The sequence below is a fragment of the Maritalea porphyrae genome, from assembly GCF_027213965.1.
Taxonomy (GTDB): Bacteria; Pseudomonadota; Alphaproteobacteria; order Rhizobiales; family Devosiaceae; genus Maritalea; species Maritalea porphyrae_A.
Genome location: NZ_JAPWGX010000002.1, coordinates 505,150 through 530,465 on the forward strand (window position 1 = coordinate 505,150; position 25,316 = coordinate 530,465).

The 25,316-nt window shown below is 51.9% G+C and carries 22 protein-coding genes; 11 read left to right on the forward strand and 11 right to left on the reverse strand.

Going from position 1 to position 25,316, the window contains the following annotated elements:
* Window positions 1–3: 3 nt before the first annotated feature.
* Both O4H47_RS07165 and O4H47_RS07170 read right to left on the reverse strand, forming a co-directional pair.
* On the reverse strand, window positions 4–372 hold the full coding sequence (locus tag O4H47_RS07165; RefSeq protein ID WP_269393272.1) for a hypothetical protein: 369 nt from the start codon (window positions 370–372) through the stop codon (window positions 4–6).
* Between the two features lie 119 nt (window positions 373–491).
* Window positions 492–1,043, reverse strand: coding sequence for a LuxR family transcriptional regulator (locus tag O4H47_RS07170; protein WP_269393273.1), 552 nt, complete (start codon window positions 1,041–1,043; stop codon window positions 492–494).
* Window positions 1,044–1,170: 127 nt separating this feature from the next.
* Here O4H47_RS07170 and O4H47_RS07175 point away from each other — a divergent pair, with 127 nt between their 5' ends.
* Genes O4H47_RS07175 through O4H47_RS07185 form a run of 3 tightly spaced genes read left to right on the forward strand, consistent with a single transcriptional unit; the run spans window position 1,171 to window position 3,710 of the window.
* Window positions 1,171–2,346 carry an acetyl-CoA C-acetyltransferase gene (locus O4H47_RS07175; protein WP_269393614.1) on the forward strand — a complete coding sequence of 392 codons (1,176 nt, stop codon included), beginning with the start codon at window positions 1,171–1,173 and terminating at the stop codon, window positions 2,344–2,346.
* 37 nt (window positions 2,347–2,383) lie between these two features.
* The gene (locus tag O4H47_RS07180) at window positions 2,384–3,079 is read left to right on the forward strand and encodes a CoA transferase subunit A (protein ID WP_269393274.1); all 696 of its coding nucleotides are present in this window, start codon (window positions 2,384–2,386) and stop codon (window positions 3,077–3,079) included.
* Window position 3,080: 1 nt separating this feature from the next.
* Window positions 3,081–3,710, forward strand: coding sequence for a 3-oxoacid CoA-transferase subunit B (locus tag O4H47_RS07185; RefSeq protein ID WP_269393275.1), 630 nt, complete (start codon window positions 3,081–3,083; stop codon window positions 3,708–3,710).
* Window positions 3,711–3,789: 79 nt separating this feature from the next.
* On the opposite strand, the gene O4H47_RS07190 is transcribed toward O4H47_RS07185, so the two are convergent.
* The 6 genes from O4H47_RS07190 to hutI all read right to left on the reverse strand — a co-directional run bounded on the left by O4H47_RS07190 (window position 3,790) and on the right by hutI (window position 12,816).
* On the reverse strand, window positions 3,790–4,884 hold the full coding sequence (locus tag O4H47_RS07190) for a M24 family metallopeptidase (RefSeq protein ID WP_269393276.1): 1,095 nt from the start codon (window positions 4,882–4,884) through the stop codon (window positions 3,790–3,792).
* Window positions 4,885–5,009: 125 nt separating this feature from the next.
* Window positions 5,010–7,457, reverse strand: coding sequence for a hypothetical protein (locus O4H47_RS07195; protein ID WP_269393277.1), 2,448 nt, complete (start codon window positions 7,455–7,457; stop codon window positions 5,010–5,012).
* A gap of 130 nt (window positions 7,458–7,587) precedes the next feature.
* Window positions 7,588–9,258, reverse strand: a complete 1,671-nt coding sequence (gene hutU, locus O4H47_RS07200) for a urocanate hydratase (RefSeq protein ID WP_269393278.1) — start codon at window positions 9,256–9,258, stop codon at window positions 7,588–7,590.
* A gap of 12 nt (window positions 9,259–9,270) precedes the next feature.
* The gene (gene hutG, locus O4H47_RS07205) at window positions 9,271–10,071 is read right to left on the reverse strand and encodes an N-formylglutamate deformylase (RefSeq protein ID WP_269393279.1); all 801 of its coding nucleotides are present in this window, start codon (window positions 10,069–10,071) and stop codon (window positions 9,271–9,273) included.
* Window positions 10,071–11,612, reverse strand: coding sequence for a histidine ammonia-lyase (gene hutH, locus O4H47_RS07210; protein ID WP_419719605.1), 1,542 nt, complete (start codon window positions 11,610–11,612; stop codon window positions 10,071–10,073). Before hutH ends, hutG begins: the two co-directional genes overlap by 1 nt.
* Window positions 11,590–12,816, reverse strand: a complete 1,227-nt coding sequence (gene hutI / locus O4H47_RS07215) for an imidazolonepropionase (protein ID WP_269393281.1) — start codon at window positions 12,814–12,816, stop codon at window positions 11,590–11,592. Before hutI ends, hutH begins: the two co-directional genes overlap by 23 nt.
* A gap of 115 nt (window positions 12,817–12,931) precedes the next feature.
* Here hutI and O4H47_RS07220 point away from each other — a divergent pair, with 115 nt between their 5' ends.
* The 6 genes from O4H47_RS07220 to O4H47_RS07245 all read left to right on the forward strand — a co-directional run bounded on the left by O4H47_RS07220 (window position 12,932) and on the right by O4H47_RS07245 (window position 19,769).
* Window positions 12,932–14,302, forward strand: a complete 1,371-nt coding sequence (locus O4H47_RS07220) for a formimidoylglutamate deiminase (RefSeq protein WP_269393282.1) — start codon at window positions 12,932–12,934, stop codon at window positions 14,300–14,302.
* A gap of 3 nt (window positions 14,303–14,305) precedes the next feature.
* On the forward strand, window positions 14,306–15,031 hold the full coding sequence (locus O4H47_RS07225) for a UTRA domain-containing protein (RefSeq protein ID WP_269393283.1): 726 nt from the start codon (window positions 14,306–14,308) through the stop codon (window positions 15,029–15,031).
* 92 nt (window positions 15,032–15,123) lie between these two features.
* Complete coding sequence (locus O4H47_RS07230; protein WP_269393284.1) at window positions 15,124–15,741, forward strand: hypothetical protein; 618 nt, start codon at window positions 15,124–15,126, stop codon at window positions 15,739–15,741.
* Between the two features lie 105 nt (window positions 15,742–15,846).
* The gene (locus tag O4H47_RS07235; protein WP_269393285.1) at window positions 15,847–17,997 is read left to right on the forward strand and encodes a methyl-accepting chemotaxis protein; all 2,151 of its coding nucleotides are present in this window, start codon (window positions 15,847–15,849) and stop codon (window positions 17,995–17,997) included.
* 123 nt (window positions 17,998–18,120) lie between these two features.
* The gene (locus O4H47_RS07240) at window positions 18,121–19,290 is read left to right on the forward strand and encodes an MFS transporter (RefSeq protein ID WP_269393286.1); all 1,170 of its coding nucleotides are present in this window, start codon (window positions 18,121–18,123) and stop codon (window positions 19,288–19,290) included.
* Window positions 19,290–19,769 (forward strand): MmcB family DNA repair protein, encoded by a 480-nt coding sequence (locus O4H47_RS07245; RefSeq protein ID WP_269393287.1) that lies wholly within the window; start codon window positions 19,290–19,292, stop codon window positions 19,767–19,769. Before O4H47_RS07240 ends, O4H47_RS07245 begins: the two co-directional genes overlap by 1 nt.
* Here O4H47_RS07245 and O4H47_RS07250 read toward each other — a convergent pair.
* From O4H47_RS07250 to O4H47_RS07260, 3 genes are all read right to left on the reverse strand, one after another.
* The gene (locus O4H47_RS07250) at window positions 19,766–21,355 is read right to left on the reverse strand and encodes an MBL fold metallo-hydrolase (protein WP_269393288.1); all 1,590 of its coding nucleotides are present in this window, start codon (window positions 21,353–21,355) and stop codon (window positions 19,766–19,768) included. The genes O4H47_RS07245 and O4H47_RS07250 overlap by 4 nt on opposite strands.
* A gap of 73 nt (window positions 21,356–21,428) precedes the next feature.
* Window positions 21,429–21,983: an ActR/PrrA/RegA family redox response regulator transcription factor gene (locus O4H47_RS07255; RefSeq protein WP_269393289.1), complete on the reverse strand. Its 555-nt coding sequence runs from the start codon at window positions 21,981–21,983 to the stop codon at window positions 21,429–21,431.
* A gap of 55 nt (window positions 21,984–22,038) precedes the next feature.
* Complete coding sequence (locus tag O4H47_RS07260) at window positions 22,039–23,373, reverse strand: ActS/PrrB/RegB family redox-sensitive histidine kinase (RefSeq protein WP_269393290.1); 1,335 nt, start codon at window positions 23,371–23,373, stop codon at window positions 22,039–22,041.
* A gap of 191 nt (window positions 23,374–23,564) precedes the next feature.
* Here O4H47_RS07260 and O4H47_RS07265 point away from each other — a divergent pair, with 191 nt between their 5' ends.
* Both O4H47_RS07265 and O4H47_RS07270 read left to right on the forward strand, forming a co-directional pair.
* On the forward strand, window positions 23,565–24,023 hold the full coding sequence (locus O4H47_RS07265) for a DUF2852 domain-containing protein (protein WP_269393291.1): 459 nt from the start codon (window positions 23,565–23,567) through the stop codon (window positions 24,021–24,023).
* A gap of 163 nt (window positions 24,024–24,186) precedes the next feature.
* Window positions 24,187–24,918, forward strand: coding sequence for a M48 family metallopeptidase (locus O4H47_RS07270; protein WP_269393292.1), 732 nt, complete (start codon window positions 24,187–24,189; stop codon window positions 24,916–24,918).
* Window positions 24,919–25,316: the final 398 nt, after the last annotated feature.

Consider the following 25,316-nt stretch of genomic DNA (forward strand, 5'->3'; position numbering starts at 1 on the left):
GGTCTAGTCGAATTTGATTTCGTTATCGCCAAGATAAACGTTGGTTGCCTGGCAAATGTCGATCGAAATGGGCTCGTCCATCACCTCAGAGCCGTCACTACCAAGCCAGCCAACTTGAAACAATTGGTCGCACGCGCCGGTTTCGGCAAAAAACTCAGCGCTTGCAGATTGACCAGGCGCCATTTGATCGGCCAGCCAATTGGCGCTCCAACCATTCCCGTCGTTGGTGTAAAAACCCACAACCACATTACCCGCGGTATCGTTATAAATGCTGAATGTGCCCCCTGTTCCAGACTGGGCGAAAGCCGCAGTACCGAACAAGCTTGCAGCAAAAACCCCAGCAACAGCCAGGCTCTGATTTACGATTTTCATAAGATGTTCTCCCTCAACACTAAAGAAAATACGTAATTTTGAAGTATTTGGCAAGCAAACCGTTTCGCTCTAACCTTCTGATCGATTGGTCAATATTTCTGGATTTACACGTTTTTCAATCATGCTTCGCTTTTTTCGTTAGCGGAGAACCACGCCACCAGCTCGGCACTGTTTTTCACCCCTATGGCTTTCATGGTGCGCGCCCTATGGGCTTCAACGGTGCGTTTTGAAAGACCGATCTCTTTTGCGATTTGGGCGTTGGTTTTACCTTGGGCCACCAGTGTGATGATTTGCTTTTGCCGGTCTGTCAGTTGCTCACTATTGGGCCTTAAAGGGCGGTGCAACGGCTCAAAACAATATAGGGCGCGGGCAAATGGATCCCCCGGGGACATGGAGCGGCCTCGCACTTGGCACCAGAATTCTGACTTATCGGCGCGACGCATGATGCGTTCATCATAATAGGTGACACCGCCCGCAAAATTGGACTTCCACATTTCGCCGGTCCGCACAAAATCCATGAATTTTGGATAGAGCAGATGAAAGCTCGTATTGTGTAGCTCCTTAGGCGTAAAGCCAAATATGGTGGCGAATTCTATGTTGCATTCTTTGATGATGCGATGCTGGGCAAAAACCAATGGCACTGGCATTTCAGCCAATTCAAAGCGGTTCAATATTGCGCCGGACTGTGTATTTTCATGAGCATTCATTGCGTATAAATACGACTAAACAAATGCAATGTGCAAGCCTTAACCTTTACCCCAGTTAGAATTCTGATTGCGGGGGAGAGGCAAAATGTGGATGCAGGACGTGGTTTTATTGAGCGCCAAGCGCACGCCAATTGGCACGTTGGCGGGCAGTTTGTCTGGCTTTACCGCGGCCCAATTGGGCACAATCGCGATCAAGGCGGCGGTTGCCGCCTCGGGTATTGACGGCGAGAAGATCGACGACGTGATAATGGGGCAGGTCTTAACCGGCGGCGCTGGGATGAACCCTGCCCGACAAGCGTCGCGCAATGCAGGCATACCAGATCAAGTTCCTGCTGCTACGATCAATCAAGTGTGCGGCTCTGGTCTTCGTGCCATTATGTTAGGGGCACAACAAATTCAAACCGGAATTGCGGATTTCGTTGTTGCTGGGGGTCAAAGCATGACCAATGCACCCCATGTGGCCAACATCCGACAGGGCAAGAAAGCGGGCAATCTCGACTTCGTCGACAGCATGATGTTTGACGCGCTAACGGACGCGTTCTTCAACTACCCTATGGGCCACACAGCAGAAAATGTGGCAAAAAAGTATAGTCTTAGCCGGCAAGAGCAGGACGAATTCGCCTGTTTATCACAACATAAGGCCGCAGCGGCGCAGGCCGCTGGTTTTTTTGCCAAAGAGATTGTGCCTATTGAACTTAAGACCCGCAAATCAACGACCATGTTTGAGGCTGACGAAGCGGTGCGCGGGGACAGCCAGATTGAAGTGCTGGGCAAGCTAAGGCCGATTTTTGATGCTGAAGGGTCGGTGACCGCCGCCAACTCGTCAGGCATTAATGATGGGGCTGCAGCAGTGGTTTTGGCCAATGCAGATATTGCGGCGCGTGAAGGATTAAACCCAATTGCCCGGATCTGCGCGTTTGCCCACACCGGGCTTGATCCCGCCTATATGGGGCTTGGCCCCATTTCTGCCACCCGGTTGGTGGCACAGCGGGCGGGTTGGTCATTGGATCAGGTGGATTTGTTTGAGTTTAACGAAGCTTTTGCCGCCCAAAGTTTAGCGGTGGTGAAAGAGCTGGCTGTTGACCCCAAAAAGGTCAATATTCATGGTGGAGCGATTGCTTTGGGCCACCCCGTGGGCATGTCGGGAACGCGGGTTCTGGGCACATTGGCCCATGCGCTTGAACAGCGCGGTGGCGGACGCGGCATCGCCAGCCTTTGTATTGGTGGTGGAATGGGCATTGCGATGGCCATTCAAGTTGGCGAGTAAAATTTAGTCCCGCAAAAGCGGGCTGAGGGAGAAGGACATGAATAAAGTATATGACACACCCGAAGAGGCTTTAGAGGGTGTTCTTAAAGATGATATGTTGATCGCGTCGGGGGGCTTTGGGCTTTGCGGCATTCCTGAATTGCTACTCAACGCCATCAGAACGGCGGGCAACAAGGGGCTAACATTTGCGTCAAACAACGCTGGTGTTGATGATTTTGGCATTGGCATTTTGCTGCACACCAAACAGGTCAAAAAGATGATCTCGTCCTATGTTGGCGAAAACGCTGAGTTTATGCGCCAGTATCTTTCTGGCGAGTTAGAGCTTGAGTTTAACCCGCAAGGCACATTGGCTGAACGCATGCGGGCGGGTGGCGCTGGCATTCCTGGTTTTTACACAAAAACAGGCGTGGGCACCATTATTGCCGAGGGCAAAGACCACAAGGATTTCAACGGCGAAACCTACATTATGGAAGAGGGTATTTTCGCTGATCTTTCAATTGTGAAGGCATGGAAAGCTGACGAGACCGGCAATGCGATTTTTCGCAAAACTGCGCGCAACTTTAACCCACCCGCGGCCATGTGCGGCAAAGTGTGTGTGATGGAAGTTGAAGAGATTGTGCCTGTTGGAACTTTGGACCCAGACCATATCCATCTGCCGGGTATTTATGTGCACCGCATCGTAAAAGGCACCCACGAAAAACGAATTGAACAACGCACAGTGAGGGAGGCATAAGATGGGCTGGACTAGAGATCAAATGGCTGCCCGCGCGGCACAAGAGTTGCAAGACGGTACATATGTGAACCTTGGCATTGGCATTCCAACCATGGTGGCCAACTATATTCCTGATGGGATCAATGTCACCCTTCAATCGGAGAATGGGATGCTGGGAATGGGGCCATTCCCTACCGAGGACAAAATTGATGCCGACCTGATCAACGCGGGCAAGCAGACAATCACCGAGTTACCGCAAACCGCCTATTTTGACAGCGCTACGTCGTTCGCCATGATTAGGGGCGGCAAAATTGCCATGGCGATTTTGGGTGCAATGGAAGTTGCGGAAAACGGCGACCTAGCAAATTGGATGATTCCGGGCAAGTTGGTGAAAGGCATGGGCGGTGCGATGGACCTTGTGGCCGGTGTTGGCCGCGTTGTGGTTGTTATGGATCACACCAACAAGCATGGGGATTCAAAAATCCTCAAAGAATGCACGCTGCCGCTCACAGGAAAAGCAGTAGTTGATCGGATCATCACTGATCTGGGTGTTTTTGATGTGCAACCAGACGGATTAGAAATTGTTGAAATGGCACCTGATGTTTCTCGGGAAGACATCCTGAACGCCACCCAGGCAAAGATCATCAATTAGAGGTGAAATGCGCCCCACCTTTTATCCCTCCCCATCAAGGGGAGGGAAATTCCTTTTACCAAAAGCATCTATGTGGTGGCTAAACGATCACCAAATCGCGTGGGCGATCTGATAGAACTTCAGGACCGTCAGCGCGCAAAATCACGATCTCTTCCAGCCGGACGCCGAACTTGCCCGGCAGATAAATCCCCGGCTCGATTGAAAAGACCATGCCTTCATCCAGCACCACATCGGATGATGCGGAAATATAGGGCGGTTCGTGAATTTCGATGCCCAGGCCGTGACCCGCACGATGGGTAAAGAACTCCCCATACCCTGCTTCAGCGATTACAGATCTTGCGGCATCATCGACTTGTTTGGCGATCACGCCAGGTTTTGCAGCTTTCAGGGCCGCTTGCACCGCCGCTTCAACAATTGCGTGCACCTTTTTATATTCTTCGCTGGGTTCGCCGATTGATACCATGCGCGTGATATCGCTGGGGTAGCCTTGTTTAAAGCCCCCAATATCCACCACAATTGTATCGCCCTGTTTGAGCACCCGATCGCTGGTGTGGTGATGGGGGAACGCGCCATTTTCGCTGGCACCCACAATGTCAAATGCTGGTTTTGCGCCCTCAGCGATGAAATGATTTTTAACCGCTTCGGCCACATCGTTTTCGGTTACACCCGGCTTGATTGCATTGGCAGCGGCTTGCTGGGCATCATCGGCAATCAAAGCGTTCATTTTGAGCAGCAGATATTCGTCGTGCTCCTTGCGCATCCGCAACGGTCCAACAGAGCGCTCGGTGAAACAATGCTTTGCCCCGGGCAAAGCTGTTAGTAGATTAAGGGCAAAATCTGCGCGCATGGTCTCATCAAGAGATACCAAATTCACTTTTTCGGGCGCAACTTTTTGCAGCGCTGCGGTCAATGCATCGGCATAACCGTCCGCATCGGCCCAGGTGAAAAACTCAATATCTGTGTGTTCACGCACCGCATCAGCATTTAGGGCGGGCATTATAAATGCATGGTGGTTTGGGCCGATAAGCAGCAAGCACATACGCTCGTCTGGATAAGGATGATAGTCGAGCAGCCATTGGATGTGGGCACCCGGACCCAACGCGACCAAATCGACGCCTTCATTTGCCATTTGCGCTCTTAAGCGCGCTAATTTATCGGCAACTTTATCGACCATTATCATTCCCTCATGTCCGGCACCAAAGTGGGCCATCAAAATAATTATGATAAGATCAATATAGTTTTAGCTGATTTGTCAATATAAACTGGGCTGGCCGGCAGACCGGCCAACCCAAATCAAGCCTATTGCGCGACGCAATCAAGACCCGGTGCATTGTTTCCGCGCAACACCAATTGTTGGTCATTGATAATCGCACTTGTTCCCCCGAAGATGTTTTGGCTGCGCCCTGCAACGCTTGCGCGGTGCACAGCATAACGTTCATCGATAATGGCGAAGCCATGGTTGGGGGCAATGAGCACTTGGGCGCGGCTTCCGTCGTCGCACTGATAGCTTTTAACAAAGGCGCTTGGGTCAGCTCTGTCCATTTTATCTTTGATGGAAAAAGTGACATCTTTATTTGGCGAAGCATAGGTTGCAATACAGCGCCCACCGGGGCGGCGCACTTCCCAAGATTGACCTTCACGCGCATCAACCGTTAGCCGCGCACCCGGCGGCACATCGCGCACGCGCACGCGCTGCCCATTTGGCTGGATTTGAAACAAGTCGTAGCTGTTTGATCCATTGTTGACGAAGGAGGATTTGACCTGACGTTGCCCAAGCGGGGTGGGCAGATCCGTTTGCGTACACAAGAAGTCAGGGCTATTTTGATAGGCCTGCAAAACCGCTTGTGCTGCGGAACTGGTGCGGCCAATTTCGACCTTAATTTTGCCATCGCTTTGGGCGGACAGATTATTGAAGATATCCGCGATCGAATTAAACACTTGCTCTTCCGCACTCGGCCGGTCTGGGGTGAGATTATCGATCGGCTCAGCAACCGGCGCTGCTTCATAGGGGCGACAAGCCGCAACAAATTCGCGCACAGGCTTGGCACTGCCTTTAAGCGAATAGGTGCTCATCCGGTCCCCATCCATGGCGATATGAACCACATTGCCCGCCGCCAAACTGGCCCAAAATGGATCGTCTATATCCATGCCAGCAACAGGCACTGCGCCCCATTCGATGCCCTGAACAGTGCGGGTGCGCGCCGTCAGTTTACCTTGATTGCCAATGGTATCCCAAAAGATCTCAACATTGCGATTATCAGCCATGTTGGGTGGGGCTGAGGCAAACATCACTTCCGCAAAGCCAGATTCTCTTTCGCAACGTGCGGCCAAGCCGATACGGTCTGTGTTCGCATCGCCGAACTGTAATTGCTGGCCACCATTTTGAATGGTGGTGCGTGACCACTTAAGGCTGACATCACCTGTTACGTCGCCAATGACCGATGGGCCATTGAAACGCTGGTTACAGGCGCGAATAAAATTGCGAACAGGGTCGGCACTGCCTTTAAGAGAAAGGCGAAGGCGATGATCATCGTTGGCAATAATTGTGAAGGCACTGCCCGAAATCAGCCCGTTCCACAGACCATGTTGGGTGGTGAGATTAAAGAATGGCGCCGTTAGATTTGGCCCATACGGCGCGCGACCGCCAAATGCATTTTGTTTGCCTTGATATCGCCCCGCCCACATTTGCAAAACCGAGCGTGACGATAGGCCCGCGCGGGCGGGAAACCCTGTTAGGTACAAATCGGCGTTTCGGCTGCCGGGCTGACAAACAGCCACAAACCCTGCAGCGCGGTTGTTTGACGCAAAACGCAGTTGCGCATTGTCGTTCGCATCACGGGGCGCGGTGAAGCGCCATGTGAAGGGAGACGCCAAACTGGTGTCGGTGAGATATTGCGGTGTTGGGGTGAGGGTGACGTCAAAGTTTTGCGCACAAATGTCCAATTTATCTGAAGCCTTGGCCCCAGACGCAAATTCAACGCCAACTGTGGCTTCGCACTTAAACGCTGGGGCACCAACCGCAAGCCGCGTGCGCACGCCGCCAGCGATCCAGCGCAAAATCGGCACTTTGCGGCCATCAACGCTTACACTCGAAATCCGGTCGTCTGTCTGACTTGAGCGAACGGTAAAGACCTCAAAATATTCACGTTTTGGCGCAAGGTCGAGCACAACCTCATTATCGTTGGCGCACAGATCAACCTTCTCGTTGAACCTATTGCCATTGGACAATAGCGCTTCAAGTTGGGTTGTACATTTATAGCCAGAAGGGCCGCGCTTGAGGGTGAACTCTACGCGATTTGAATCCATGAAAGCGGTAAAACTTTGGGGCTGGCCATTTAGCGACATGGAGTAAATGCGCACTTTGGGGTCAGACGGCACAATGGAGATTTGTTTTTGTGATGCGCCACTGCCATCATCTTCAAAGCTAACATTGATCTGCCAAACGCTTTCACACAGGTCATATTGTTTGCGCAAAAAACGCCCGTTTTCGGCAATAATGGAGAGCGTATATTTGCAGCCAAAATTGTGGGTTTCACCGCGAATTTCAATGAAGGTATAACCATTTTGATTGGAAATTATGTTGGCCCGCTGGCCGTCCACAAAAACGGACTGAAGAACAGTATCCGCAGGCGTTGTCTTTATGGTGAGCACGCGCGTTGATAGCTGCGCAAATGCATTTGTGCTCAACAGGAAAAGAACGGAAATGGCCAAGGTGGCATTGGCTAAGAACAGTTTGGCGCGGTGCATGACACACTCCCTTGATTGATCAGCGCCCCCCGCGCTTTTCAGGTGAGTATATTCAATCGTGCCAATATGTCTAAATTATGTGATGGGGGCAAACAAAGGCGCGAGAATTCTATCCCGCGCCCTATAGCGTTTACAAAATGCCCGGCAAGTTCAGCCCTTTTTCGCGCGCGCAATCCAGCGCAATGTCATATCCAGCGTCTGCGTGGCGCATGACGCCGGTCGCTGGGTCATTCCACAGAACACGTTCAATGCGCTTGGCCGCTTCTTTTGTTCCATCAGCAACAATGACCATACCAGAGTGTTGCGAATAGCCCATGCCAACGCCACCGCCATGATGCAGCGACACCCATGTGGCGCCAGAGGCGGTATTTAAAAGCGCATTGAGCAATGGCCAATCGGACACAGCGTCTGATCCGTCTTGCATAGCCTCAGTTTCCCGGTTTGGTGATGCCACTGAACCGCTGTCCAAATGGTCGCGACCGATGACCACTGGCGCTTCGAGTTCGCCATTGGCCACCATTTCATTAAACGCCAACCCCAAACGATGCCGATCACCCAAACCAACCCAGCAAATACGCGCAGGCAGGCCTTGGAACGCGATCCGTTCGCGGGCCATATCTAACCAATTGTGCAGGTGCTTGTTGTCGGGCAGAATCTCTTTGACCTTTTGGTCGGTCTTATAAATATCTTCTGGATTACCGGAAAGCGCTGCCCAACGGAATGGGCCGACCCCACGACAGAACAGAGGACGAATATAGGCAGGGACAAAACCGGGGAAATCAAAAGCGTTTTCTAGCCCCTCGTCTTTGGCGACCTGGCGGATATTATTGCCATAATCCACCGTTGGAATGCCCGCTGCATGGAAGTCGAGCATGGCTTGCACTTGCACCTTCATCGAGGCGCGCGCGGCTTTTTCAACTTCCTTTGGCGCGTTTTCGCGCTTGTCGCGCCAATCGGCCATGGACCAACCGATGGGCAAATAGCCATTGATCGGGTCATGGGCTGAGGTCTGATCTGTCACAATATCCGGGCGCACGCCGCGCTTCACCAGTTCGGGGAATACGTCTGCCGCATTGCCGAGCAGGCCGACCGATTTGGCTTCGCCGGCTTTGGTCCAACGCTCGATAATTTCAAGCGCTTCATCAAGGCTATCGGTTTTCTCGTCGATATAGCGGGTGCGCAACCGGAAATCGATGCTTTCAGGATTGCATTCAACTGCCAAACAAGAAGCCCCGGCCATTACGGCGGCAAGCGGTTGCGCACCGCCCATACCGCCTAGACCACCGGTCAAAATCCATTTGCCTTTTAGGCTGCCGTTATAGTGCTGACGACCGGCCTCCGCAAAAGTTTCATAAGTGCCCTGCACGATGCCTTGTGAGCCGATATATATCCACGAGCCAGCGGTCATTTGGCCATACATGGCCAAGCCCTTTTTATCGAGTTCGTTGAAATGGTCCCAATTGGCCCATTTGGGCACAAGGTTTGAATTGGCGATCAAAACACGCGGTGCTTCTGAATGGGTTTTGAAAACGCCAACCGGCTTTCCGGATTGCACGAGCAAGGTTTCGTCGGTTTTAAGCGTTTTAAGTGTATCAACAATTTTGTCGAAATCGCCCCAAGTGCGCGCTGCGCGGCCAATGCCACCATAGACTACCAATTCATGGGGGTTTTCCGCCACGTCCGGGTCAAGGTTGTTCATCAACATGCGCATGGGCGCTTCGGTTGTCCAATCGCCACAGATCAAATCTTGGCCAATGGGTGAGCGCACGGTGCGGGCGTTTTTGCGTGGATTATCTGTCATTGTTTTTCTCCCCTAGGTGCGCGCATTGGCGGCGCAAAAATCAGTCATCATTGTGAGAATAGTTTTGAGCACGGGACGCAGTTTGTTCGCCTTCGTCTCGTCATAGGTCCAAGGCGCTTGCTCATTGGTAAGGTACGCGCTTTGTGCGGTTTCCATTTGAAAAGCATGCACCCCATGGTTTGGATCAGCGTAATGGCGGGTGGTCCAGCCGCCTTTAAAGCGGCCATTGAGCACTGTTTCAAAACCGGATCGAGCACAAATCTGTAAGGCTTGTTGCTCGATTTCTGGTGCGCAAGTTGTGCCTTCATTGGTGCCAAGGTTGAGATCTGGCAACGTGCCCTCGAACAAAAAGGGCAATATCGAACGGATCGAATGACAGTCGTAGAGCACCACATCGGCGTGCAGCTGTTTAAGGCGCGCGATTTCATCGGCAAGGGCTTGATGATAGGGCGCATGAAAATGCATGCGCCGTTCTTCAACTTCGCCCTTTGTTGGCTCTTCGCCCGCAAAATAGATCGGTTCGCCTTCAAAATCCGTTGTTGGGCAAAGCGTTGTGGTGTTTTGCCCCGGGTAAAGCGAAACGCCTTTTGGGTCACGATTGGCGTCGATCACATAACGCGAGAAGGTGGCGCGCACGATGGTCACATCATCGAGCAATCCATCGTATAGCTGATCAATATGCCAATCGGTGTCGGTGAGCTTGCGCCCCTGATCATTGAGCCTGTCCATCACGTCGTCGGGCACAAAAGTGCCGGTGTGGGGCATGCCTAAAATGATCGGGCCTTTGCCCCGTTTAATCTCAACCGGATGCATTAGCTTGCCAACTCCAAAGTCTGGAGCGCTTGAGCCAATAGGTCTTGCTCAAGCACATATTGGCCTGATTGCACCAATTCTGGCGACATATAGCGGTCTTCATCCAACGCTGGGATTTGCGCGCGCAGTTTGGCGATCAATTCTTCCAGTTTTGGCGCGGTTTTAAGCGGGCCGCGCAACTCGACACCCTGTACGGCGCTGAGCAATTCAATGCCCAAAATGTGGGAGAGGTTGGTGTTCATCTCGAGCAAGCGCCGCGCCGCATGGCAGGCCATAGACACATGGTCTTCTTGGTTGGCGCTGGTTGGGGTTGAATCAACCGAACAAGGATTTGCTTTTTGTTTGTTTTCTGACATCAGCGCTGCCGAGGTGACCTCTGCAATCATAAAGCCAGAATTTAGTCCCGGATTGGGGGTCAAAAACGCTGGCAAGCCGAATGAGAGGGCTGGGTCGACCAGTAAGGCGATCCGGCGCTGGGCAATCGCGCCAATTTCGGCAATCGCCAGTGCAATTTGATCCGCCGCAAAGGCCACAGGTTCGGCATGGAAATTACCGCCTGAAATAATATCGTCATTATCAACAATTAGTGGGTTATCGGTGACCGCATTTGCTTCGATATGCAAGGTTTTTGCGGTTTGGCGCAACAGGTCGATACAGGCACCCATCACTTGAGGCTGGCAGCGCAAACAATAGGGGTCTTGCACGCGCTCATCATTTTCGCGATGGCTTTCGCGAATTTCGGACCCTTCAAGCAAATCGCGCAACATGGCCGCTGCATCTATTTGGCCTTGATGGCCGCGAAGGGTTTGGATTTCTTCGCGAAACGGGGCGTAAGACCCCATGGCCGCGTCCGTGGATAGCGCCCCGGTTACCAGCGCCGTTTTGGCCAAACGCCATGCGTCGAACAGGCCCGCGAGCGCTAATGCGGTTGAGGTTTGGGTGCCATTGATCATGGCAAGGCCCTCTTTGGGCCCCAAGATTATGGGCGACAGGCCCGCAGCCATGAGCGCTTTTTTACCGCTTAGGCGTTGGCCTTTATAAAAGGCTTCGCCTTCGCCAATCATCACCGCTGTGAGATGGGCCAAAGGCGCAAGGTCGCCCGATGCGCCGACCGAGCCTTGGCCGGGGATCATGGGCACGACGCCTTTTGCCAGCATGTCTTGCAGCAATTCAACTGTTGTCCATTTGGTGCCAGACGCACCGCGGCCAAGCGATAGCAATTTGAGCGTCATGATCAGGCGCACAATGTTTTCGCTTAATGGCTCACCAACGCCAGAGGCGTGGGAGAGGATGAGATTGCGCTGCAAAGTTGATGTGTCTTTTTGGGCGATGCGGGTTTTGGCCAATTTGCCAAAGCCTGTGTTCACTCCATATACCGCATCACCGCCCGCCGCAGCGCGTTCGATCACTTGGGCGGCCCGTTCAATTTTAGGGCGTGCTGCATCGATCAATCGAGCGGGGGTGCCGTTTCGATAAATGTCTTCTAGTTGGTCAAGCGTTGCTGCAGCCGGGGTGAGATTAATCACGAATGATGCCTCCAAAAATGGAAAGTTTGAGCGGGTTGAACCCGATTCTATAGGTGAGTTCGGCAGGGCTTTTGACATCCCAAACCGCTAAGTCTGCGCGTTTTCCAACCGCTATTGATCCTGTTTGATCTGCCAACCCCAATGCTTTTGCCGCATTGATGGTGACCCCACGCAATGCTTCGTCCGGCGTCATGCGGAACAAGGTTGCAGCCATATTCATGGTGAGCAGCAGCGAGGTGAGCGGCGAGGAACCGGGGTTGCTATCCGTGGCGATGGCGATGGGCACCTGATGGGTGCGCAATTGCGCAATGGGCGGCATTTGAGTTTCGCGCAGCGTATAAAAAGCGCCGGGCAGCAAGACCGCAACCGTGCCTGTTTTTGCCATGGCTTTCACGCCTGTTTCGTCGAGATATTCAAGATGGTCCGCCGACAATGCGCCATAGGAAGCGGCCATTGCCGCCCCACTTAGGTTGCTCAATTGCTCGGCGTGCAATTTGACCGGGAGACCAAGTTTTTGTGCCGCGTCAAACACCACGCGCATTTGGTCGGGTGAAAAGGCAATGCCTTCACAAAACCCATCCACCGCATCCACCAAGCCTTCTTGGGCCAAAGCGGGCAGCATTTGATTGGCCACATGTTGGATATAGTCGTCGGCCCGGCCTTTAAACTCTGGCGGTGTGGCGTGTGCGCCCAAAAATGTGGTTTTGATGTTGATCGGGCGTAAAGTTGCGAGCTTTTTAGCGGCCAAGAGCATGTTGCGCTCTGAGGTTAGATCAAGGCCATAGCCGGATTTAATCTCGATGGTGGTTACGCCCTCGGCCAACAATGCATCGAGCCGAGGCAGGGCCATTGCAACCAACTGATCAACCGTTGCAGCGCGGGTGGCGGTAACCGTTGATAAAATGCCACCGCCAGCGCGGGCCACTTCCTCATAAGATGCGCCTTCAAGCCGCATTTCAAATTCATTCGCGCGATTGCCGCCGTAAACCAAATGTGTGTGGCAATCGATCAGCCCGGGGGTCACCAGCGCGCCCTGCAAATCATGTTGACGCCATGTGTCAAACGGCGCGGGCACGGCTGCGCTTTGGCCGATCCAAACGATCTGATCATTTTGCACTGCAATTGCGCCATCTTCAATCAGACCGCCATAGCGTTGATCGGGTGAATCCATCAGTGCGATCTGTGTGTTGATCAACAGATAGTTGGTTTTCGACATCAAAATGCGCCCTAAAATTAGTCAGCGTTTTAACAGGCAATGCTTGCCAGCCACAAAAATATGTATATGCTTATTTCTAATATGTCCATACATATTCAATCTGTCAAATGGAACTGAAATGCAGCATATTTTCGCCAAATCTGCCCTATTGCCAAATGGATGGGCAACCAATGTCCGGCTTTCAATTGAGGGCGGCAAAATCTTCGAAGTTGAAACCAACGCGATTAAACAGAAAACCGACACAGACCTTGGCGAGCAGTTGCTATTGCCCGCCATTTCAAATGTGCACAGCCATTCGTTTCAACGAGCGATGGCCGGATTGTCGGAACGGCGCGGGGCCTCAACCGATAGTTTTTGGACCTGGCGCGATGTGATGTATCGGTTTTTGGATCAGCTCAGCGTTGACGATATTCACGCGATTGCCGCCTTCACCTTTATGGAAATGGCAGAAGCTGGTTTTGCTGCGGTGGGTGAATTCCACTATGTGCACCATCAAACTGGGGGCACCCGATACAACAATGTGGCAGAGACCAGTTTGCAGATCATCGATGCCGCACAGGAAGTTGGATTGGGGCTGACCCATTTGCCCGTGCTTTATAGTTTTGGTGGGGTGAATGGCGAACCGCTTAAAGGTGGGCAACAACGGTTTGGCAGCGATTTTAATCTGTTCGCTCGAATGGTTGAAGGCGCGCAATCGGCATTGAGAACCGCGCCTGCTGATTATCATATGGGTGTTGCGCCCCATTCTTTGCGGGCGGTGAATAAGGACCTGTTGGCCCAAGTCACCCAATTACTGCCCGGCGCGCCGGTGCATATGCATATTGCAGAACAACTGGCTGAAGTGGATGACGTAAAAACCCATTGGGGCGCACGTCCCGTTGAATGGCTTTTGGAAAATGCGCCGGTTGATAAACATTGGTGCTTGATCCACTGCACGCATATGACGCCAGAGGAAACCATCGGTTTGGCCGATACGGGGGCTGTCGCCGGACTTTGCCCGATCACTGAAGCCAATTTGGGTGATGGGATTTTTGAGGCGGTGCGCTTTGTTGAACATGGCGGACAATTTGGCATAGGTTCAGACAGCGACTTGCGGATTTCTTTAGCTGAAGAGCTGCGCACGCTAGAGCACTCACAACGTTATAAAACCAACCAGCGCACCGTGTTGGCGAAGCCGCATGGTTCGAACGCGCAATTTCTGTTGCAAAGTGCCGCTGCCGGGGGTGCGCAGGCGCTTGGGCGACAATCAGGGCGCATTGAAGCGGGCCAATGGGCTGATCTGTTTAGCCTAGACCCCCAATTAATTCTGGCGGATGGGCTGAGCGAAAGCCTTGCTTTGGACTATTGGATGTTTGCAGGGCGCAATGACAATGTTCACAACCTATGGTCAGCGGGGCGGCATATTGTTAAAGATGGGCAACATATCAACCGTGCTTCGTTTGAACTGAAATTCAGGCAAACGCTGCGCAAGCTGCGAGCCCTATTGTAATTGATGACCACGCGCCCTGAACCTGTTTATCTCAAGATCAAAAACGAGCTGCTGGACCGCATTCGAAACGGTGAATTGCGGCCAGGGGATAAGGTGGAGCATGAAGAAATAATTGCTCAGCAATATGATTGTGCGCGGGCAACGGTTCACCGGGCCATCCGAGAGTTGGCCGAAGAAGGCTATGTGGAACGCAAACGCCGGGCGGGCACCCGTGTCGCTTCAGCGGGCACACGCGCCACGCGGGTAACCATTCCCCTTGTGCGCCAAGAAATCGAAGAACGCGGAGCCAGCTATCGGTTCACGGTGCTTGAGCAATCGGTAAGGGAAACGCCACAGGCCATAGCCGAAAATTTGGGGGTAGAGCGAGGCACAAAAGCGCTTTATCTACGCTGTGTGCATTTTGCCAGTGACATTCCTTTTCAATTGGAAGAACGCTGGATCAACCTTGAAATGGTACCCGAGGCAGAACACGCCAATTTTGATCAGATCAATCCGAATGAGTGGCTGGTGCAGTCTTCACCCTATTCAGAGGCGGCGCATTTCTTTTCGGCACAAAACGCAAATGCTGAACAAGCCAGCACGCTAAATGTGTTAGAAAACGATGCCCTTTTTGTCATTGAACGCCGCACACATCTTGGCGGCAAAGCAATCACCTATGCCCAATTGTTGCATCCGGGCGCAAACTACCGCATGACGGCCAAAAACTTCAGTTTTTCGACAAAAAATTAACGGTTCCTACTTACATTGAATTTGTATATTTCACAATCCGGTTAAGTTAACATATTAAGTTGTTGCTTTGCCGATCAATTGAGTAGGCGTCCGTGATCAAATTCGATTTCGCAACAAATATGGGGAACAACCCCAACTCGGTTGCCTTAATAGGCGATATTGCTGCGGACTTAGAATTTGCGACAGTTCGTCCCTATATGGGTCTGGCTGATGCTGAGCGCCTTTCAAAGACAAATCCGGTCAATTTTTTCCTGTTTGACTATGGGTCGGACTTTGAAAAAACGGTGGAACGCATTAGCGAAATTCGGGCCAGCCATCAATTGCGGGTGCGGTTTGCGCCGCTGATTTGTTTTGTTGAGACACCGTCAAAAGAGTCGATCATTGAGTGTGTTAATGCGGGCTTTGATGACATATTGACAATTCCATGGGTCGCCTCTTCGATCAAAAACCGCTTGGCCAAACAAGTGAACACCAAAAATGTTTATTTTGAAACCGACAGCTATTTCGGCCCGGACAGGCGCCGGTATAATGATGAAGCAAAAAAGCGCGGCGAAAAAGCACCCGCATCGGGTTTTGGCTTTCGGCGCTATGAATTTGTACGCAACAATTTTGCTGGCGTCCAAATCATGCAAGACAAAGTTGTTGGCAAAGCCCCTAGACGGCAAAGCGCAGCCTCAAACAAAGGCGTGCAACATCGGATGAGCATTTAGGTTTAACCCTTCATATGCGCATTAGTGCGTAATGCCCTCCAAATCCGCAATTAACCAACAAGCGGCGACACTGGCTTGAACTTTCAAACCATTGCGAGCCGAAAAATGTTTAAACTCCCTGCATTGAAAATCGCCTATCGCCTCCCCCTGGCGCTAACCGGGTCAGCCCTTGCCATTGGCATTGGTTTGGGCGTTGCAAGTTTTATCATTAGTTCCAACACCGTTGGGCAAATGACGCGCACCAAGCTAGAGACCATAGTGGAAAGCCGCGAGGTGGCGCTGAAAAACTATTTTGAGGGCGTTAGATCAGACCTGTTTGTGGAGGCGCAAAACCCGGTAGCGATCAATGGCATTAAAGATTTGAGCAAGGCGTGGGCACAAATCGAAGGCAACCCTGAGCAGGTTTTGCAAAATGCTTATGTGAACAATAATCCCTATCCGTTGGGGGAACGGCATTTATTGCAAAGCGCCAATACGGGCGAATGGTATGATGGTGTTCATGCCAAATATCACCCCTATTTCACTGCCCTGTTGGAACAAATGGGCTATTACGACATATTTCTTTTCAACAATAAGGGGCAATTGCTCTACACCGTTGCCAAAGAAAATGACTTTGCCACCAATTTTGCGCCAAATGGTGGGCGGTGGGCTGCAAGCGATTTGGGGAAAGCCTTTCAAGCCGCATCACAAATGCAGCTCGGCGAACTTAAATTTCTAGACATCTTCCCCTACCCGCCCTCAAATGATGCACCGGCGAGTTTTATATCCACTCCCGTATTCGACAAGGGCGAACGCATTGGGGTGCTGGCCTTTCAAATCCCGGTCGATCAATTCACCAAAATCATGCATGATAAAACTGGCTTGGGCGTCACGGGCGAAACATTTATTGTTGGGGGTGACCATTCGTTCCGCAACGATTCTGTGTTCACTGACCAAAACGACATCCTTACCACCAAGCTCGATTATGCCGCCATTGATGATGCGCTTGCGGGCAAATATGGCTATACAGTCACCGATACCTATCGGGGAGAGGAGTTAAACCTCTTAAGCGTGCCGTTTGAGTTTGCCGGGATCAATTGGGCGGTTGTTGCCGTGCAAGGGGTGTCTGAAGCCAACGCACCCGTCGATCAATTGCGCAACCTCTTGTTGGCCATCGGCTCAATTATCTTAGGGGTTATTATGATTGCCGGGTTTTTGTTTGCCCGCACCATCACCCGCCCGATTGCCAACCTATCCAACACAATGGCGGATTTGGCTGAAGGCAATTTGGATGTGGATGTTGAAGGTACACAGGGCCAAGACGAGTTGGGGGATATGGCCCGCGCCGTGGATGTGTTTAAAGAAAATGCCATTGCCCGGCGTCGATTAGAAGAAGAAAGCGAGCAAGAGGCCAATGCGCGTTTGGCCCGCCAATCCAAAGTGGAAACACTCATCACGCAGTTCCGTGGTTCTGTGGGCGAGGCTTTAGAGACCGTTTCGCGCAACACAGGACAAATGACACAGACCGCAAATGTGTTGACGGGCATTGCCACAGACACATCAGGGCAAGCCAATGAGGTGGCCAGCGCGTCCAAAGAAGCTTCGGCAAACGTGAAAGCGGTGGCCGCTGCCGCAGAGGAATTGGCGGCTTCAATCGAAGAGATATCGCGCCAGGTATCCAAAACCAATTCGATCGTCAACACTGCGGCTGAAGCGGCGCAAAGTACCAACACCAAGGTGACGCGACTGGCGGATGCGGCGCAACGCATTGGTGATGTGGTGGCGCTTATTCAAGATATTGCAGAGCAGACCAATTTGTTGGCACTCAATACCTCAATTGAAGCGGCGCGGGCGGGTGAAATGGGCAAAGGCTTTGCGGTCGTTGCCACAGAGGTGAAGAGCCTTGCCAATCAAACCGCCAGCGCAACCGAAGAAATTGCCAACCAAATCACTGAAATTCAAGATAGCACCAAAGAGGCTGTGCAAGCGATTGAACAGATCGCGCAAACCATGGCGGAAGTAACGAGCTATACCACCTCGATCGCCTCTGCGGTGGAAGAGCAAGGGGCAGCGACCGCTGAGATCAGCCAAAGCGTTACCCAAGCGGCAACGGGCACCGAACAGGTGGCAGGCTCGATCAATTTGGTGACCACATCTGCGGGGGAAACCAACCAAAGTGCGAACCAAGTTTTGGTGGCTTCTGAAGATATGGCACGCCAGGCCCAAACCCTACAATCAACCGTTGATACATTCTTGTCCGAAGTTGCTGCAGCTTAAACTGGTCCTCCCCGGTTTAGCTCATGCCAAATGGCCCCTATTTAGGGGCCATTTTTCGTTTGCATAGCCATGAGTTCTCCCCTAGCGTTTGTTGTCTAAACGCCCCTCCTTTGAGTAATCCCCATGATCAAACCCCAACATCGAATTTTTGCGATCTTCTTCTTGTTTGCATTTGGACTTGGATCGCTATTGTCACGACTTGCTGACATACAAGTGCAACTGGGCATTCAAGAGGGGCAGTTGGGGTTGGCGCTGATGTGCAGCTCGTTGGGCATGTTGGTTTTTTTGACCTTGGGCGCGCCGCTGGTCGAAAAAATTGGCACCAAGCGCACGTTCATTATTGGCAATATTGCGATGATTTCCCTCTATATTCTTGTGGCTGGCTCATCGGTTTACTGGGTTGTGATTGCCACCATTCTGATGGGTGGCATGGCGGTGGGCGCGATGGAAATCTCGATCAATGTGGAAGCAGATCGGCTTGAAGCCCATATTGGGCGGCGCATTATGAATCGCTGCCATGGGTTCTGGAGCTTTGGCTTTTTTGCAGCGGCCCTTCTGGGCGGTTTTATGCGCCAATTTGATGTGTCGCCCTTCATGCACATGATTGTGGTTTTCCCCATTGTTGCCCTTGGCACTATTGGCGCAGTGATTGGCCAAGAAATGGCCCCGGAAAAACCTGACGCCAGCGCAGAAAAACCAGGGATATTTACAAAACCCACCCCATTTATCTTGGCCCTTTGTGCGGTGTCCTTTGGTGCATTGATCGCTGAAGGTGCGGGCATTGATTGGTCCGTCATTTACATGCGTGACAGTTTTGAAATCGCTGAGTTTGTGGAAAGCTCAAGCCTGATCGCCTTTACGTTGGTGATGGCGCTGACCCGGTTTTTCGCCGACCCGGTGGTGGAGAAATTCGGCACGGTGCTGATGGCGCGTATCTCTATTGGCATTACAATAGTTGGCGTTTCACTGGTGGGGATTGCCCCCACGTTCTGGCTGGCCATTTTGGGGTTCATGCTGTTGGGCATGGGCTCAAGCATCATCTATCCGCTCGCAGTTTCGGCAGCCGCCCGTCGTCAAGATCGACCCGCCTCGATAAATGTGGCCTCTTTGGCGCAAACCGCCTTCTTGGTGTTTTTTATTGGCCCAGCCAGCCTTGGCTTTATCGCTGAGAGCTTTGGCATACGCATGGCATTAATGGCCCCCTTGCCCCTCTTGGTGCTAGGGTTGGCGTTTGCCGGCATCTTAGATGAAAGCCGGTTCCCCAGTGCGAAGAAATCGATTAAATTGGATTAATGAGTTCACACCTTGATCATTTGCCCCCAATTGTTGATGGGCGACAATCTGAGACCGCGTTGCGGGTGCAACGGGGCACCATGCGTTTGTTGCGTGAACGGTTTGATTTTTGTTGCTTTGCGGAAGTCTCTTTGGCCAATGGGCGGCGTGCGGACTTGTTGGGCGTCGGCCCGAAGGGTGACATTTGGATTGTTGAGATTAAATCAAGCTTGCAGGACTATCAGGTGGACAATAAATGGCCTGAATATCACCAGTTTTGTGATCGCTTTTTCTTTGCGAAACCACCCGAATTGGATGGCGATATTTTTCCCGAAGATCAAGGTTTAATCGTAGCTGATGGGCACGGTGCGGAAATATTGCGCAATGCAGACGAGGACAAATTGCCTGCCGCGCGGCGCAAAGCCATGATGCTTAGAATTGCCCGCATGGGCGCGGACCGGATCCATCAATTGATGGACCCCGGCCCCAGCGCACTTTAGTTGGCTGCAAGCTCATCTTTGAGCCTTTTGATCAACTCTAGACGCTCTTTGTCGCTCTTTTTTCTCGTCAGCAGATTGCCCAATTCAATTGAAAACTGAGTATATTCGCTTGTCCAATCGGCATTGAATTGTTCTGGATCGATACGCGGGGCATCTGTGTGGACGACGCGGGCGATACCTGTGGCACGAAGTTCAAAACGATCATCCAATTGTGGCGCACGCACTTTATCGCCGCTTAACCCTTTTTCAGCCAAGGCTTTTTGCATGGCCTTGCGTCCCTCATCTTCCCCATGGGTGAGGAAAATCGCGCCGTGCGCGGGCAAACGTTCTGCAATCCAATCCATCAATTCTGTGTGGTCACCATGGGCGGAATAATTGCCAATGGAACGAATATTTGCCCGCACCACGTGGTTTTCGCCGTGAATGCGCACTTCAGGACTTCCAGACTGAATGAAATTACCCAATGTGCCTGGTGCTTGATAGCCCACAAACAAAACCGTTGATTTGGGGTCTGAAATATTGTTGCGCAAATGGTGTTTGATGCGGCCCGCATCGCACATGCCAGAAGCAGCCATTATGATGGCGCCACCATTGATCTTGTTGATGTCTTTTGACTCTTGCACTGATTCAACAATGCGGAACCGATTGTCAGCAAATAGCTCGTCTGGGCTAAGTTCCATATCGTGAAACCCTTTAGAATGCCGCTTGAACACAGCGGTCACCTTTCGGGCCAAGGGACTATCAAGAAAGACCAATTGTGGATCAATATCACCATTTTTGATCAACAATCCGATATCGTGTAGCAATTCTTGCGATCGTTCGACCGCAAAGGCGGGGATCACCAAATTGCCCCCACGCCCCAGCGCGCGGTTGATTTCAGTTTTGAGAACGTCACGACGTTTTTCTAGAGAATAATCATCACGTTCCCGACCACCGTAGGTGCTTTCACAAAGGATATAGTCAAAGCCAGCTGGCGCATCAGGTTCGAGATAGAAGACCTTTTCATCTGGGCCAATATCGCCTGAAAACAAAATGTGAATCGGTTTGCCACTCGCATCGTCTACTTGCACCTCAATAGAAGCTGAACCTAAAATATGCCCCGCATTCCAAAACCGTGCTTTTACACCTGGACCGGGTTCAAACCATGTTTGATATTCATATCCCACTGGGCGGGTTAGCGCTTCTTGTGCGTCTTCTTTTGTGTAGAGCGGATCAATGGGCGGCTTGCCTTTACGGGCGCGCCGACGATTTTCACGCTCAGCTTCATACTCATGGATGCCGGCGCTATCGGGCAACAAATAATCCATCAACCCGGCGGTCGCCTCTATGGCGTGAATTGGACCTTCAAAGCCATATTTCACTAGTTTGGGCAACAGGCCCGCATGATCAATATGGGCATGGGTGAGCAGCACATAGTCAATGTCTGCCGGGCGAAATGGAAACGGTTTTTCGTTCAAGGCACGAACAGTCTTATTGCCTTGGAACAGACCACAATCCACCAAGAATTCCCCGCCGGGGTGGGAGATCCTATAGCAAGAACCGGTGACGGTGCCCGCCGCACCATGAAAAGACAATGTAACCGTCATGTGTCGACCTATTGTTTTTAAAAATCAAATGGGTGGCGCGAGCAGCTGAAGGAGCGCTCGCGCAAATTTAGGTTTATCGTGGCGCGCGTTTTGCCAAAATGCGCTGCAATGTGCGCCGATGCATGTTCAACCGCCGAGCTGTTTCGGACACATTGCGGTCGCATAATTCATAAACCCGTTGGATATGCTCCCAGCGCACCCGATCAGCTGACATGGGGTTTTCTGGCGGGTCGGCCTTTATTTCATCATCCGATGCCATAAGCGCTTTAAACACATCATCGGCATCAGCAGGTTTTGCCAAATAATCCACCGCGCCGAGCTTAACCGCGGTAACGGCAGTCGCAATATTGCCGTAGCCAGTGAGCACGACAGCGCGTGCATCGGGCCGTTTTTCATTTAGTGCAGACACAACTTGCAATCCATTGCCGTCTTCCAAGCGCATATCCACCACCGCAAAGGCTGGGGGGTTGGACTTCACTTGGGCAATGCCTGCGGCGACGCTGTCAGCGACGCGCACGTCAAAGCCGCGCTTTTGCATGGCGCGTTCAAGCCGGGTGAGGAACGGCTTGTCGTCATCCACCAGCAATAGTGACAGGTCTTTGCCCATCAATTCTTGCACATTTGTCATTGGCTTACCTCGCAATCAATTCAACCTATGTCACACATTGCCGCGCGACAAAAGATCATCTCATCTCCCCGGCTGGGACCTTATCTGACTTTTCTATTTCAATCACCTGTCGGCGCCAGCGTATATTGACGCAGGCATGACCGTTGGGGTTTAGGTTGGCAAACCCCACTTGCGCACCCGAGCGTTCGAGCAAGGTTTTAGCGATAAACACCCCCAAACCTAGACCGCCGGGTTCGGTTGGATCGTTATCAATGAGGTCATCTTTTGGCCGGCTGGTCAGATAGGGCTCTCCGAGCCGCACCAGCATTTCGGGGGCAAAACCCGCGCCATCATCTGTGATATTGATCAGCACTTGATCTTTTGACCACACAAGATCGATTGTGACCACTTGCTGGGCGAAATCCACCGCGTTTTCGATGAAGTTGCCTAACCCATAGTTCAGCCCTGCGTTGCGCGCGATCAATGGTTCGCTGCCCTCGCCCTTTTTGTTGATCACAATTTCGATGCCAAAAAAGCGGTGCGGCTCGACCACTTCAGCGACAAAATCTGAAAGGGTCAATTCGCTAAAAGGGTCCTCGCCTGCGTTTAGGTTACGCAGCTTTTGCAAAATGGTCCGACACCGGGCCGCCTGTTCTGAAATCAATTCAAGATCTTGCTTTACTGATTCCTTGTCACTGAGGTCTGAAAGCGCTTCTTTGCCCGCAAGGGCAATGGTTGCCAAAGGCGTGCCCAACTCGTGGGCAGCCGCTGCGGCCAAACCATCAAGGGCGGTGATGTGGGTTTCGCGGGCCAGCACCAATTCGGTTGCGCTTAACGCATCGGCCAATTGGCGCGCTTCGTGCGCCACACGGTTCGTGTAAGCTGAAATAAAACTCACCCCACACACAATGCCCACCCAAACACCAAATGTATAAAGATTGGGGAATTGGACCGGCGTTTGCGGGTCCCACGGCAAGGGAAAGTGAAAGAACCCAAGCGCTGTTGCAATGCCAACAACAAGGACGCTCAACCCAACTGTCCAGCGAAAAGGCAGGGTGGTGGCGGACACAGAAATTGGCGCCAACAGCAAAATCGCAAAGGGATTGGACAGGCCACCTGTCAAATAAAGCAGACCGCCAAGTTGCATACAATCGTAAGCCAGCATCGCCGCTGCATAGTGCGAACGCAGGCGATAATTGGCCGGATATTTGATGAGCAGAATGACATTGAGCCAAGCCGAAAGGGCAATCAGGGTAAAGCATGCCCCAAGCGGCAATTCATAATTTAGGGCAAAAGCGACCAGCAGCACACCAACGGATTGCCCCCCTACCGCCAACCAGCGCAATCGCACCAGTGTTTCGAGCCTTAGGCGATGATGGGACCCGATTTTCGTCGCAGCAAACACGCTCATTTGTACTTTTGAACTCCAAGTTTGGTCATTTGATACGCAATTGCGACAAGGATTCATATGCGAAATACGGCTAAATCCCCCCGAATGGTTCACTTTGCGTACATTTCAAGAGGTATTTTTCACTTTTTTGACGCTTGAAGCCAAAGCGTTACGCCCCAAATCTTGTGTATCGTTGATGAAGGAAGAGAAAAATGAGCACAGCAATTATTAAACCCCATTGGTCCCCAATAAACATTGCCTTGATGGTTTTGGGCTTTGTTTTCTTCTGGCCGCTTGGCCTTGCAATGCTTGCCTACATTTTGTGGGGCGAACATTACGGTGGCACCGGTGAAAAGGCGGAAAAGTGGATGAACAAGCAAAAATGCAAGATGGGCCGTAAACGTGGCCGTTATGGTCGCCACTCGGCAACTGGTAACGCGGCATTTGATGAGTACCGCGAAGCCGAAATCCGTCGCCTAGAAGAAGAGCGTATGCGCCTTGAGCAAGAACGTTCTGACTTTGAAGAATTCTTGCGCAGCTTGCACATGGCACGTGACCGCGAAGAGTTTGATCGCTTTAAATCAGCCCATAAAGCCAAGAGCTTTAGTGAAGATAATGCTGACGAGGTAAGCAAGCCGAAGAAAAAGAAAAGCGAAAGCGACGACGAGTAACAATTTGGGCATCGCATGCGCGCGGTGCCTTTCAATAAACCTCTCCCCGCCGGTTGACCCTGGCACCCCCGAAAAGCATCTGCTCTTTATTGAGCAGGTGCTTTTTTTGTTTAGGGCAAATTTGGGCTTGCCTTTGTGGCGCTGATACGCAAAATCGAGCCTTATGTTCTTTGCCAAAAAATCTGAACCCATTCCACAAAGCACTGTCATTGAAATTGATGGTCAGCCCCAAGACATTCTTGTGCGTCAGAACAATCGCGCAAACCGCTATAGGATTACACTGGATAGTCGGCAGGGGATAATTCTGACGGTGCCTAAATCGGGCAATTGGCGCGAAGCCCAGAATTTTTTGACCAAGCAGCACAATTGGTTGGCGGCGCGTCAACACCATGTGGTGGCGCCAAAGCCCATTAAACAGGGCATTATGCTACCGGTGCGTGGTGTTGACACACTGATCCAGAGCACGGGCAGTTTGCGTGGTCTTCCCCGACTTGAACCACTAGAGGGCGCGCCCATTTTGCACGTGCCCGGCGCGCCTGAACACATTGGTCGCCGCACGATCAATTGGCTCAAGGCTGAAGCAAAAACCGATTTATCCCACAGCGTCGAAATCCACACCCAGCGACTTGGCGTGCGCCATAAGGCCATCAGTATGCGTGACCAGTCGACCCGTTGGGGATCATGCTCGTCCGCGGGCAACCTCAACTTTAATTGGCGGCTGATCCTTGCCCCGCCTTTTGTGCTTGATTATGTGGCGGCGCACGAAGTTGCGCACTTAATCGAAATGAACCACAGCCAAGCCTTTTGGGATCAAGTGGCGCGCACTTTGCCCGACATGCAACGCGGCCGCTCATGGCTCAAAGTGCATGGCCGCACACTTTTTGCCTACCAATAGGCCAACATACCTATTTGCCACGTCATTTCGTTATGCCCAGATTACAGACGTCAACTGCTTAATTGCCGGCAATCAATTTAGAAATCGCCATCAGACCGGCGCCCCACTAGTTACTCGGCAGTATCCGCACTCCATCTGGAAGCAGATGAGGAGCTTTTCAATGGTGCCGACAATTTTGTTGCAATCGGCACTGTCGTTTTTGGGAAATGTGCTTTGATTTTGCGAGGTGCAAAACGCCGTAAGCTTCACATCCCTTCATGGTTGTCACTCCCAGCCCTTGACCGGCCCCACTCGCCAACCTATCTTGATGAAACCGACCGAACGTTCGGTCTGATTCGTTGATTGGCTTGATTGGTGGGAAAAAGGGAGGGCGTCTTGTGTTGGTGGCGTTTTTTAAG